The sequence below is a fragment of the Campylobacter sp. genome (assembly GCF_052169515.1).
Taxonomy (GTDB): domain Bacteria; phylum Campylobacterota; class Campylobacteria; order Campylobacterales; family Campylobacteraceae; genus Campylobacter_A.
Genome location: NZ_JBQNCH010000013.1, coordinates 1 through 13,351 on the forward strand (window position 1 = coordinate 1; position 13,351 = coordinate 13,351).

The window sequence follows — 13,351 nt, forward strand, 5'->3', positions numbered from 1 at the left end:
GAGCACTTCCTTGGTAAGGAAGAGGTCGCGGGTTCAAGTCCCGCTATGAGCTCCACTGGTTTATATGATTTTATGTAACTATGCAAATTTAAATTAGATAAGACACATATCATAACGGAGGAAAAGATGGCTAAAGAAAAATTTTCACGCAACAAGCCACACGTAAACATAGGCACTATCGGTCACGTTGACCATGGTAAAACTACTTTAACAGCTGCAATATCTGCTGTTCTTTCACGCAAAGGTCTTGCTGAGCTAAAAGATTATGATAATATTGACAATGCTCCAGAAGAAAAAGAGCGTGGTATTACAATTGCTACTTCACACATTGAGTATGAGACAGAAAATCGTCACTATGCTCACGTTGACTGCCCTGGTCACGCCGACTATGTTAAAAACATGATTACAGGTGCTGCTCAAATGGATGGTGCCATTCTAGTTGTTTCTGCAGCAGACGGCCCAATGCCACAAACTAGAGAGCACATTTTGCTATCTCGCCAAGTTGGTGTTCCTTACATTGTTGTTTTCATGAACAAGGCTGATATGGTTGACGATGCTGAGCTACTTGAGCTAGTTGAGATGGAAATTCGCGAACTACTTAATGAGTATAACTTCCCAGGTGATGATACTCCAATCGTTGCTGGTTCAGCTCTACAAGCTTTAAACGAAGCAAAAGCCGGACAAGACGGTGAGTGGTCAGCTAAAATTATGGAGCTTATGGCTGCAGTTGATAGCTATATCCCAACTCCAGTTCGTGCTACTGATAAAGACCTTCTTATGCCAATTGAGGACGTTTTCTCAATTTCAGGTCGTGGTACAGTTGTAACTGGTAGAATTGAAAAAGGTGTTGTTAAAGTTGGTGACACTATAGAAATCGTTGGTATCAAACCTACACAAACAACAACAGTTACTGGTGTTGAGATGTTTAGAAAAGAGATGGATCAAGGTGAAGCTGGCGATAACGTTGGTGTTCTTCTTCGTGGTACTAAAAAAGAAGACGTTGAACGTGGTATGGTTCTTTGCAAACCTAAATCAATTACTCCTCACACAAAATTTGAGGGTGAGGTTTATATCCTAACTAAAGAAGAGGGTGGTCGCCATACTCCTTTCTTTAACAACTATAGACCACAATTCTACGTAAGAACAACTGACGTTACAGGTTCAATCACTCTTCCAGAGGGTACTGAAATGGTTATGCCAGGTGATAACATAAGAATTTCTGTTGAGCTAATCGCTCCAGTTGCGCTTGAAGAAGGTACTCGTTTTGCTATTCGTGAAGGTGGTAGAACAGTTGGTTCAGGTGTTGTTTCAAAAATACTTGGTTAATTTATAAAATTTTGCCAAAGGGAATTCCCTTTGGCTTTCTATAATAAGGAATATATATGAGAATTAAAATCGGTTTAAAATGCTCTGAGAGTGGCGATATAAACTATACTACAACAAAAAATAGTAAGACTACTACAGAAAAGGTTGAGCTCAAAAAATATTGCCCAAGATTAAAAAAACATACTGTTCATAAAGAAGTTAAATTAAAAAGCTAACTAAGATAAGTAGCTATTAGGGCAATAGCTCCAACGGTAGAGCGCTGGATTCCAAATCCAATGGTTGGGGGTTCGAATCCCTCTTGCCCTGCCACAACTAAGGTTAAGATTATGGAAAAATTTATAAATTATATTAAGCTTTCTAAATTGGAAATAATGAAGGTTATCTATCCTACAAAAGAACAAATTAGAAATGCTTTTTTTGCAGTTTTTATCGTAGTTGCTGTTGTTTCACTTTTTTTAGCTCTTGTTGATGTTATTATGTCCTTTGTTTTATCTAAAGTTATATGAGATAAGGAAAAGTAATGTCACATAAATGGTATGCTATACAAACTTACGCTGGAAGCGAAATGGCAGTAAAAAGAGGAATTGAAAACTTAGTAAAAGATCATGGAATAGAAGATCAGCTAAAAGAAGTTATAGTTCCTACAGAAGATGTAATAGAAATAAAAAATGGTAAGCAAAAAATCAACGAAAGAACTCTTTACCCAGGTTATGCTTTTGCATGCTTAGATCTTGATACGGCTCTTTGGCATAGAATTCAGTCTCTGCCAAAAGTTGGACGTTTTATTGGTGAAGCTAAAAAACCTACACCATTATCTGAAAAAGATATAAATACTATTTTAGAAAAAGTTCAAAAAAGAGCTGCGCCAAAACCTAAGATATTCTTTGAGGATGGCGAGAGTGTTCGTATAACAGAAGGTCCTTTTGCTAACTTTACAGGTATCGTTGAAGAGTATGACATGATACATGGAAAACTTAGACTTAATGTTTCTATTTTTGGTAGAAGCACCCCTGTTGATATTTTGTATTCGCAAGTTGAGAAGATAATTTAAGGAGCAAGAAATGGCTAAAAAAGTTATAGGTGAAATAAAATTACAAATTGCCGCAACGAAAGCAAATCCTAGTCCTCCAGTTGGTCCAGCACTTGGACAAAAGGGCGTAAACATTATGGAATTTTGTAAAGCCTTTAATGAGAGAACAAAAGATATGGTTGGATTTAATATCCCAGTTGTTATTACAGTTTATGCTGATAAAAGTTTTACGTTTATCACAAAGCAACCACCTGCGACTGACCTTATTAAAAAGGCTGCAGGCATAACAAAGGGAACTGATAATCCTTTGAAAAATAAGGTAGGTAAATTAACAAAAGCTCAAGTTCTTGAGATAGTTGAGAAAAAACTTGTTGATTTAAATACAAATGATAAAGAGCAAGCAGCTAAGATTATTGCTGGTTCAGCTCGCTCAATGGGTGTCGAAATAATAGACTAAAACCTTTACCGTCAGGTTGATTAGCAAAAGACGGAAGCAATTTATATGCGGAGAAATTTATGGGAAAAACTAGTAAGAGATTTCAAGAATTGCTCAAAAAAGTAGAGCAAGATAAAATTTATAACCTTAGTGAGGCTATTGATACAGTTAAAACTCTAGCTTCTGCTAAATTTAATGAAACAGTTGAGATCGCGTTAAAATTAAACGTTGATCCAAGACATGCTGATCAAATGGTTCGTGGCTCAGTTGTTTTACCAGCTGGTACAGGTAAAACTGTAAGAGTTGCTGTTATTGCCAAAGATGCTAAAGCTGATGAGGCTAAAGCCGCTGGTGCTGATATTGTTGGCGCGGATGATTTGGTTGAAGATATTCAAAAAGGCATAATGAACTTTGATGTTCTTATAGCTACTCCAAATTTAATGGGTCTTGTAGGTAAAGTTGGTAGAATTTTAGGACCAAAAGGTTTGATGCCAAACCCAAAAACTGGAACAGTTACAATGGACGTTGCCCAAGCTGTAAATAATGCAAAGAGCGGTCAGGTAAATTTCCGTGTTGATAAACAAGGAAATATTCATGCTGGTCTTGGTAAAGTAAACTTTACTAAAGAGCAACTTAGCGAAAATATTTCAACATTTATAAAAGCAATAAATAAACATAAACCAGCTGCTGCAAAAGGCAGATATGTAAAAAATGCTTCATTGTCTTTAACAATGAGCCCATCTATATCTCTTGATACTCAAGAAGTTATGGATTTAAAATAAAAATTTAGACAAAATTTATATCTTAGATTGGAGATAGCCGAGGCCTTTGGGCTTAATTGATTCGACCCGCTCTGCTTGAAATTACCGGTCGGAAAGGAGAAAAAGTGACACGTAACGAAAAATCTGAAGTTGTTGCAAAATTAGAGAGTGAATTTAAAACTGCTGAAGCTATTGTAGTTTGTGACTATCGTGGTCTTTCAGTTAAAAAACTTGAAGTTTTAAGAAATTCTGCAAAAGAACAAAATGTAAAAGTTCAAGTTATTAAAAATACTCTTGCAAATATTGCTCTTAAAAATTCTGATAAAGTCGGAATGGAACTTAAAGATACAAACATCTATCTTTGGAGTGAAGATCAATTAGCAGTAACTAAGGTAGCCGCAAAATTTGAAGAGTCTAATGCTGATCTTTTCAAAATTAAAACAGCTTATATTGATGGCGAAGTTGCAAGCGTTGATAAAGTTAAAGCTCTATCTAAAATGCCTAGCCGCGATGAGCTTATTGCGATGCTTTTGCAAGTTTGGAATGCGCCAATTCAAAATTTCACAATTGGTTTGAATGCGCTTAAAGAGAAAAAAGAACAATCAGCTTAATTAAAAAATAATAAGGATTAAAAATGGCAATTACAAAAGAAGACGTATTAGAATTTATATCTAATCTTTCTGTACTTGAACTTAGCGAACTTGTTAAAGAGTTCGAAGAGAAATTTGGCGTTAGTGCAGCTCCTGTAATGGTAGCTGGCGGTGCTGTTGCTGCTGCTGGTGCAGCTGCTGCTGAAGAGAAAACAGAATTTAACATCGTTCTTGTTGATTCTGGCGATAAGAAAATCAACGTTATTAAGGTTGTTAGAGCACTTACTGGTCTTGGTCTTAAAGAGGCTAAAGACGCAGTTGAGGGAACTCCATCTGTTCTTAAAGAAGGCGTTAGCAAAGATGAAGCTGAAGCAGCTAAAAAAGAGCTTGAAGAGGCTGGTGCTAAGGTTGAACTTAAATAATTTTTTATTATTTAGGCTTAATATTTCAAGAGAGGGCGGAGGCTCTCTCTTTTTTAAATTTTAGATGCCTTGTTAAAAGGCTATACTTTTCTTTCAAAATTACCACGAGGTAGATGCAATGTTAAATAGCTTATACTCAGGAAATCGTCTTAGAGTTGACTTCTCTAATGTCGTTAAAGAGATAGACGTTCCGAACCTACTACAACTACAAAAAAAGAGTTTTGATAATTTTTTAAATCTAAATAACAATCAAACTGAAAGCGGTATCGAAAAAGTTTTTAAGTCGATTTTTCCTATACATGATCCGCAAAATCGTTTGACTTTGGAATATGTTAGCTCAGAAATTGGAAAACCAAAATATACGATCAGAGAGTGTATAGAAAGAGGTCTTACATACTCTGTAAATTTAAAGATGAAAATACGCCTTATTGTTCATGAAAAAGACGATAAGACCGGTGATAAAGTTGGCGTTAAAGATATAAAAGAGCAAGAAATTTTTATACGTGAAATTCCGTTGATGACAGATAGAATTTCATTTATTATAAATGGTGTTGAGCGCGTTGTTGTAAACCAACTCCATAGAAGCCCAGGCGTTATCTTTAAGCAAGAAGAAAGTGCGACTGTTGCAAACAAACTTATTTATACAGCTCAAATAATCCCAGATCGTGGCTCTTGGCTACACTTTGAATATGATACAAAAGATATTTTATATGTAAGGATAAATAAGCGCAGAAAAGTGCCTGTAACTATCTTGTTTAGGGCATTGGGATATAAAAAACAAGACATTATTAAGCTATTTTATCCGATACAAAATTTAACGATAAAAAATAATAAATTCTTAACTCTTTTCAACCCAGAGGATTATCTAGGAAGAGTTGAGTATGATATAAAAAATGAAGAGGGTGATGTTCTTCATCAAGCTGGCAAGCGCCTAACAAAGAAAAAAGCTGATAAATTAATCGAAGATGGTGTTAAATTTGTTGAGTATCCGATCGAGGCGCTTATTGGTAGATATTTGGCAAATCCTGTGATAAACACAGAAAGCGGTGAAATTTTATATGACACACTATCTGCTCTTGATGAGAATAAACTTGCAAAAATTTTAGCTGAGCATGAAAGTATTGAGATCATAAACAACTCTGCTGCCGGCGTTGACGACGCTATCATAAATTCATTTATCGCTGACAATGACATGCTTAAAGTTTTAAAACAAACTGAGGGTGTTGATGACGAAAATGACCTTGCTGCGATTAGAATTTATAAGGTTATGAGGCCTGGTGAGCCAGTAGTTAAAGAGGCTGCAAAAAGCTTTGTAAATGATATATTGTTTAACCCTGAAAGATATGACCTGACAAAAGTTGGTCGTATGAAGATGAACCACAAGCTCTCGCTTGATGTGCCAGAGTACGTTACTTTGCTAACTAGCGAAGATATCATCAAAACTGCAAAATATCTTATAAAAGTTAAAAATGGACAAGGCCACATTGACGACCGCGATCACCTTGGAAACCGCCGTATAAGATCGATCGGTGAGCTGCTTGCTAGCGAACTTCACCTTGGTTTTGTTAAGATGCAAAAGGCTATCCGTGATAAATTTACAAGTCTAAGCAACAATACTGACGAGATCATGCCTTATGATCTTATCAATCCAAAAATGATCACAGCGACAATTATGGAATTTTTCACAGGTGGTCAGTTAAGCCAGTTTATGGATCAGACAAACCCACTTAGTGAGGTTACACACAAGCGCCGTCTATCTGCACTTGGCGAGGGCGGCTTAGTAAAAGAGCGTGCTGGCTTTGAGGTGCGTGACGTTCACCCAACTCACTACGGCAGAATTTGTCCAGTTGAGACCCCAGAAGGTCAAAATATCGGTCTTATAAACACTCTTTCAACTTATGCAAAAGTAAATGACCTTGGCTTTGTTGAAGCGCCATATAAAAAGGTTGTTGATGGCAAGGTGACTGATGAGATAGTCTATCTAACTGCAACTCAAGAAGAGGGCAATGTTATCGCCCCAGCATCAACTAAACTTGATGAAAACGGACATATTATTGAGGACTTGATCGAGGTTAGAAAAGAGGGCGAGATGATGCTTGCTCGTAGAGAGGATGTCACCTTGATTGACCTTTGCTCTGGTATGATAGCTGGTGTTGCAGCTTCGCTTATCCCATTCCTAGAGCACGATGACGCTAACCGTGCGCTTATGGGATCAAACATGCAACGTCAAGCAGTGCCGCTACTTCGTTCAACTGCTCCTATCGTTGGAACAGGCATGGAGAGCGTTATCGCAAGAGATGCTTGGGAGAGCGTAAAAGCAAAACGTGGTGGCGTGGTTGAAAAGGTTGATAATAAAAATATCTTTATCCTTGGCGAAGATGAAGCTGGTCCATATATCGACCACTACTCACTAGAGAAAAATTTAAGAACAAACCAAAATACGACATTTTCACAACATCCAATCGTTAAAAAAGGCGATGAGATTGTTGCTGGTCAAATAATCGCTGACGGCCCAAGTATGGAAAAGGGTGAGCTAGCTATCGGTAAAAACGCGCTTATTGCATTTATGCCTTGGAATGGCTATAACTACGAGGACGCGATCGTTATTAGTGAAAAAATGATACGTGAAGATGCCTTTACAAGCGTTCATATCTATGAAAAAGAGATCGAAGCTCGTGAGTTAAAAGACGGCGTTGAAGAGATAACAAAAGATATACCAAACGTCAAAGAAGAGGAGCTTATGCACCTTGATGAAAGTGGTATTGTTAAAATTGGTACAGAAATCAAGCCTGGCATGATCCTTGTTGGTAAAGTATCTCCAAAAGGCGAAGTTAAACCAACTCCAGAAGAGAGGCTACTACGTGCGATCTTTGGCGAAAAAGCTGGCCACGTGGTAAATAAATCGCTATATGCTTCGGCTTCAATGGAAGGTGTGGTTGTTGATGTTAAAATTTTCACCAAAAAAGGTTATGAAAAAGATAGCAGAACAAACAAAGCCTACGAAGAAGAAAAGACGCTTTTAGAAAAAGAGCATCACGATAGATTGCTTATGCTAGATCGCGAAGAGATGCTAAAAGTTACAGCGCTTCTTTCCAAAAATCCACTAGCGAGCGATCAAGAGGTAAATAAAAAAGAGTATAAAAAAGGCTCAAAGATCAATAAGGCTGACTTTGAGAATATCAACAGATTTACCCTAAATGCTATTGTAAAGAGCTTTTCAAAAGATATCCAGAAGAAATATGATGAACTAAAAAATTACTTCCAAAATGAGAAGAAAAAGCTTAAAGAAGAGCACGACGCTAAGATAGAAATTTTAGAAAAAGATGACATTTTGCCTAGTGGTGTTGTAAAACTTGTAAAAGTTTACATAGCTACAAAACGCAAACTAAAAGTTGGCGATAAGATGGCTGGACGTCACGGAAACAAAGGCATCGTTTCAAATATAGTAAGAGAAGTCGATATGCCTTATCTTCCAAGCGGTCAGATCGTTGATATCGTGCTAAACCCACTTGGCGTTCCAAGCCGTATGAATATCGGTCAAATTTTAGAGAGCCACCTTGGTCTTGTTGGTTACCGCTTAGGTGAGGAGATTAATGAAATTTTTGAGACCAAAAAAGGCGAGTGGATAAAAGAGCTAAGAGCTAAGATGATAGAGATAGCAGGCGTTGCTAAGCTAATGGACGCTAAAAAAGCTCTTGGTAAGATGAGTGACGAGAAGCTTCTTGAGTACGCAAAAGATTGGAGTAATGGCGTAAGATTTGCGACTCCGATTTTTGAAGGCGTTAAGGCTGACGAATTTGCAAAATTATTTGAGATGGCAAAGATAGATAGCGACGGCAAAACTGAACTATATGATGGACGCACAGGCTCAAAGATAAGAGAACGCGTTAATGTTGGTTGTATGTATATGCTAAAACTTCACCACTTGGTTGATGAAAAAGTTCACGCAAGAAGTACTGGACCATACAGCCTTGTTACACAACAACCAGTCGGTGGTAAGGCGCTATTTGGTGGTCAAAGGTTTGGTGAGATGGAGGTTTGGGCACTTGAGGCTTATGGTGCTGCTCATACACTAAGAGAGATGTTGACTGTAAAATCAGACGATGTTGAGGGAAGACTTTCTGCTTACAAAGCTTTAACAAGAGGTGAAAACGTTCCTGAGACTGGTATCCCTGAGACGTTCTTTGTTCTAACAAACGAGCTAAAATCACTAGCTCTTGATGTGGAAGTATATGATGAGGATGAGACAAATGAAACTAACTAATTTAAAACCAGTTGAGATAAAAGAAGAGCATAGACCTCGTGATTTTGAAGCTTTTCAACTTCGTTTAGCAAGTCCTGAGAAGATAAAATCTTGGAGCTATGGCGAGGTTAAAAAGCCAGAAACTATCAACTACCGCACATTAAAACCTGAGCGTGATGGCTTGTTTTGTGCGAAAATTTTTGGACCGATCCGTGACTACGAGTGCCTTTGTGGTAAATATAAAAAGATGCGCTATAAAGGCATCAAATGTGAAAAGTGCGGTGTTGAAGTAACGACATCTAAAGTTCGCCGCTCTCGCATGGGTCACATCGAGCTTGTAACTCCAGTGGCTCATATTTGGTATGTAAATTTCTTGCCAAGCCGTATTGGTGCACTTCTTGGTATTAAGATGAAAGATCTTGAGCGTGTACTTTACTATGAGGCGTACATTGTTGATAATGCTGGCGAGGCTTATTACGACAATGAAAATTCTAAAAAAGTTGAAAAATATGACGTTTTAAATGAAGAGCAATATCAAAGCCTAGCTTCAAGATATGAGGATACTGGCTTTACAGCTAGAATGGGTGGCGAAGTTATCTATGATATGCTAGCTGAGCTTGATTTGATGCAAATCCTAAATCAACTAAAAGAAGAGATGGAAGCTACAAATTCTGAGGCTAAGAAAAAGACTATCGTAAAACGCCTAAAAGTTATTGAGAGCTTTTTAAATTCAGGTAACCGCCCAGAGTGGATGATGATAACAAATTTACCAGTTCTTCCGCCTGATCTTAGACCGCTAGTTAGCCTTGATGGTGGTAAATTTGCCGTTTCAGACGTAAACGACTTATATCGCCGTGTAATAAACAGAAACAGCCGTCTAAAACGCCTACTTGAGCTTGACGCACCTGAGATCATTATCAGAAACGAAAAAAGAATGCTTCAAGAGGCAGTTGATGCGTTATTTGACAATGGCCGCAGAGCAAATGCAGTAAAAGGTGCAAACAAGCGTCCACTAAAATCACTAAGTGAGATTATCAAAGGTAAGCAAGGTCGTTTCCGTCAGAATTTGCTAGGTAAGCGTGTTGATTTCTCTGGACGTTCTGTTATCGTTGTTGGTCCAAAGCTCAAGATGGATCAGTGCGGTCTTCCAAAAAAGATGGCTTTAGAGCTATTTAAGCCACATTTGCTTGCTCGCCTTGAAGAAAAAGGCTATGCGACGACTGTTAAACAAGCCAAAAAGATGATAGAAGATAAGACAAATGAGGTTTGGGAGTGCCTAGAAGAGGTCGTTAAAGACTATCCAGTTATGCTAAACCGTGCTCCGACACTTCACAAGCTCTCTATTCAGGCGTTTCACCCAGTGCTTGTTGAGGGTAAGGCGATCCAACTTCATCCGCTAGTTTGTGCGGCGTTCAACGCGGACTTCGACGGCGACCAAATGGCTGTTCACGTGCCACTATCTCAAGAGGCTATCGCTGAGTGTAAAATTTTAATGCTTAGCTCAATGAATATCTTGCTTCCTGCAAGCGGTAAGGCTATCACAGTCCCTTCACAAGACATGGTTTTAGGAATTTACTACCTAAGCTTGGAGAGAAACGAAGAAAAAGGTGCAAATAAAATTTTCTCAAGCGTCGATGAAGTTATGATCGCCGAAGAGGCTAATACTCTTGGTCTTCACGCTAAAATTAAGACAATGGTTGACAACAAGATTATCTTTACAACGGCTGGTCGCTTGATCTTAAGGGCGATACTACCTGATTTTGTTCCTGATAATATGTGGAATAAGATCATGAAGAAAAAAGACATTGCAAATTTGGTTGATTATGTTTATAGAAATGGCGGCCTTGAAGTAACGGCTGACTTCCTTGATAAGCTTAAAAATTTAGGCTTTAGATATGCTACAAAAGCGGGAATTTCTATCTCTATTGCAGATATCATCGTGCCAGATAGCAAGCAAAAATATATCGACGAAGCTAAGAAAAAAGTTCGCGAAATTCAAAAGCAATACGGCGCTGGTCTTTTAACAGATAGTGAGAGATACAACAAGATCATTGATATTTGGACAGATACAAACAATAGCGTTGCTAGTGAGATGATGAAGCTTATCCAAAACGATAAAGGCGGATTTAACTCAATTTACATGATGGCAGACTCAGGTGCGAGAGGTAGTGCAGCGCAGATTCGCCAGCTAGCTGGTATGCGTGGTCTTATGGCAAAACCTGACGGTTCGATCATCGAAACACCGATCATTTCAAACTTCCGTGAAGGTCTAAACATAATGGAGTACTTCAACTCTACCCACGGAGCTAGAAAAGGTCTTGCGGATACCGCGCTAAAAACAGCTAACGCTGGTTACTTAACAAGAAAGCTAATCGACGTTGCACAAAACGTTAAAGTCACTATGCATGACTGCGGTACGCACGAGGGTGTTGAGATCACAGATATTACAGAGAGCGGCGAGCTAATCGAAAGCCTTGAAGAGAGAGTTTTGGGCCGTGTTTTAGCAGATGATGTGATCGATCCTATAACAAATGAAATTTTATTTAGCGAAGGCACATTGCTTGATGAGGAAAAAGCCAAAACTATAACTGAAGCTGGCATAAAGTCAGTAAGCATTAGAACGCCTATCACGTGCAAAGCGCCAAAAGGCGTTTGTGCAAAATGCTACGGCTTAAACTTGGGCGAGGGCAAGCTTGTAAAACCAGGCGAGGCTGTTGGTATTATCTCAGCTCAATCAATCGGTGAGCCAGGTACTCAGCTAACGCTTAGAACATTCCACATCGGTGGTACGGCTTCTACTGAGCAGCAAGATCGCCAAGTCATCGCTCAAAAAGAGGGCTTTATTAGATATTACAACCTTAGCACATACGAGAACAACGGCAAAAAGATCGTTGCAAACAGAAGAAGTGCGGCTGTGCTACTAGTCGAGCCAAAGATAAAATCAACAATCGATGGTAAAATCGAGATCGAATACGCTCACGAAGATGTAAACATTGTGATCAAAGGCAAAAAGGAAGAGATTAAATATACAATCAGAAGAAACGATCTTGCTAAGCCAAACGAGCTAGCTGGCGTTAGCGGTAAGATCGAAGGCAAGATGTATATACCTTATGCAAATGGCGACAAAGTAAAAGAGAACGATAGTATCGTCGAGATCATAAAAGAGGGCTGGAACGTTCCAAATCGTATCCCATACGCAAGTGAGCTTAAAATTTCAGACGGCGATCCAGTAACTCGTAAAATTTTAGCTGACGCAAATGGTGTTGTTAAATTTTTCATGTTAAATGGCGACTATCTTGATAGGGTAAAAGATATCAAAAAAGGCCATAAGGTAACCGAAAAAGGCTTCTTTGTGGTAGTTTCTGATAAAGATGGACGTGAGGCAGTTCGCCACTACATCCCAAGAAATTCTATTATTCAAATTTCTGATAACGATGCTGTTGAGTCAAAAACTGTGATTTCACTACCAGAAAAAGAGGATAAACTAATTATTGCCGAGTGGGATCCATACTCAACTCCAACTATTGCTGAAGAGGCCGGTGTAGTTAGCTTTGAAGATATTGAGCCAGGATACAGCGCTACTGAGCAAGCTGATGAGGCGACTGGACAAAGACGTCTAGTTATTAATGAATACTTGCCAAGCGGTATTAAGCCTGCGATCGTCATCGCCACAAAAGGTGGAAATTTAATAAAGTATTCGCTTGATCCAAAAACTGCGATCTTTGTTTCAAGTGGCGACGAAGTAGCTCAGGCTGATATTTTGGCTAAAACACCAAAGGCAGTTGCTAAGTCAAAAGATATTACTGGTGGTCTTCCAAGGGTTAGTGAGCTATTTGAAGCAAGACGCCCTAAAAATACAGCTATTGTTGCAGAGATCGATGGCGTGGTTAGATTTGATAAGCCACTTCGCTCAAAAGAGCGTATCATAATCCAAGCAGAAGATGGCACAACTGCTGAGTATTTGATAGAGAAGAGTCGTCAGATACAAGTAAGAGACGGCGAGTTTGTACACGCTGGCGAGAAACTAACAGATGGACTTATATCAAGCCACGATATCTTAAGAATTCTTGGCGAGAAAGCGCTTCACTACTATCTAATCAGCGAAATTCAGCAAGTTTATCGCCGCCAAGGTGTTGCGATCGCTGATAAGCATATCGAGATCATCGTATCTCAAATGCTCCGCCAAGTTAAAATTGTTGATAGTGGAAATACAAATTTCATCGTTGGTGATATGGTTTCAAGAAACAAATTTAAAGAAGAGAACGAGCGCATAATGAAAATGGGTGGCGAGCCAGCTATTGCTGAGCCGATCCTTCTTGGTGTTACAAGAGCGGCTATCGGAAGTGATAGCGTGATCTCTGCTGCATCATTCCAAGAGACAACTAAAGTCTTAACAGAAGCGTCGATTGCTGCTAAATTTGACTATCTTGAGGATCTAAAAGAGAACGTCATCCTTGGACGTATGATCCCAGTTGGAACTGGTTTTTATAAAGATAAAAAGATAAAGATCAAAGAAAACTAATATATTAAGCCCCTGTTTTGG

The 13,351-nt window shown here is 38.7% G+C and carries 10 protein-coding genes and 1 tRNA gene; all 11 read left to right on the top strand.

What is annotated here, in order from left to right:
• The first annotated feature begins 126 nt into the window (after nucleotides 1-126).
• The 11 genes from tuf to rpoC all read left to right on the top strand — a co-directional run bounded on the left by tuf (nucleotide 127) and on the right by rpoC (nucleotide 13,330).
• Nucleotides 127-1,326 (top strand): elongation factor Tu, encoded by a 1,200-nt coding sequence (tuf, locus tag ACTTKV_RS05885; RefSeq protein ID WP_442549693.1) that lies wholly within the window; start codon nucleotides 127-129, stop codon nucleotides 1,324-1,326.
• A gap of 56 nt (nucleotides 1,327-1,382) precedes the next feature.
• Complete coding sequence (gene rpmG, locus ACTTKV_RS05890) at nucleotides 1,383-1,541, top strand: 50S ribosomal protein L33 (protein ID WP_087585686.1); 159 nt, start codon at nucleotides 1,383-1,385, stop codon at nucleotides 1,539-1,541.
• Between the two features lie 18 nt (nucleotides 1,542-1,559).
• Nucleotides 1,560-1,635: transfer RNA gene (locus ACTTKV_RS05895), tRNA-Trp, on the top strand.
• 17 nt (nucleotides 1,636-1,652) lie between these two features.
• Entirely contained in the window at nucleotides 1,653-1,832 is a 180-nt protein-coding gene (gene secE / locus ACTTKV_RS05900; RefSeq protein WP_087585687.1) for a preprotein translocase subunit SecE, read from the top strand.
• A gap of 14 nt (nucleotides 1,833-1,846) precedes the next feature.
• Complete coding sequence (gene nusG / locus ACTTKV_RS05905; RefSeq protein ID WP_054196403.1) at nucleotides 1,847-2,377, top strand: transcription termination/antitermination protein NusG; 531 nt, start codon at nucleotides 1,847-1,849, stop codon at nucleotides 2,375-2,377.
• 10 nt (nucleotides 2,378-2,387) lie between these two features.
• A complete protein-coding gene (gene rplK, locus ACTTKV_RS05910; protein ID WP_103649440.1) occupies nucleotides 2,388-2,813 on the top strand; it encodes a 50S ribosomal protein L11 in 426 nt (141 codons plus the stop codon).
• Between the two features lie 59 nt (nucleotides 2,814-2,872).
• Entirely contained in the window at nucleotides 2,873-3,574 is a 702-nt protein-coding gene (gene rplA / locus ACTTKV_RS05915; protein WP_442549694.1) for a 50S ribosomal protein L1, read from the top strand.
• Between the two features lie 104 nt (nucleotides 3,575-3,678).
• Entirely contained in the window at nucleotides 3,679-4,164 is a 486-nt protein-coding gene (gene rplJ, locus ACTTKV_RS05920; RefSeq protein ID WP_103649438.1) for a 50S ribosomal protein L10, read from the top strand.
• A gap of 23 nt (nucleotides 4,165-4,187) precedes the next feature.
• Nucleotides 4,188-4,565 (top strand): 50S ribosomal protein L7/L12, encoded by a 378-nt coding sequence (rplL, locus tag ACTTKV_RS05925; protein ID WP_054196407.1) that lies wholly within the window; start codon nucleotides 4,188-4,190, stop codon nucleotides 4,563-4,565.
• 118 nt (nucleotides 4,566-4,683) lie between these two features.
• A complete protein-coding gene (gene rpoB / locus ACTTKV_RS05930; RefSeq protein WP_442549695.1) occupies nucleotides 4,684-8,829 on the top strand; it encodes a DNA-directed RNA polymerase subunit beta in 4,146 nt (1,381 codons plus the stop codon).
• Complete coding sequence (gene rpoC / locus ACTTKV_RS05935; RefSeq protein WP_442549696.1) at nucleotides 8,816-13,330, top strand: DNA-directed RNA polymerase subunit beta'; 4,515 nt, start codon at nucleotides 8,816-8,818, stop codon at nucleotides 13,328-13,330. The genes rpoB and rpoC overlap by 14 nt, the downstream gene beginning before the upstream one ends.
• Nucleotides 13,331-13,351: the final 21 nt, after the last annotated feature.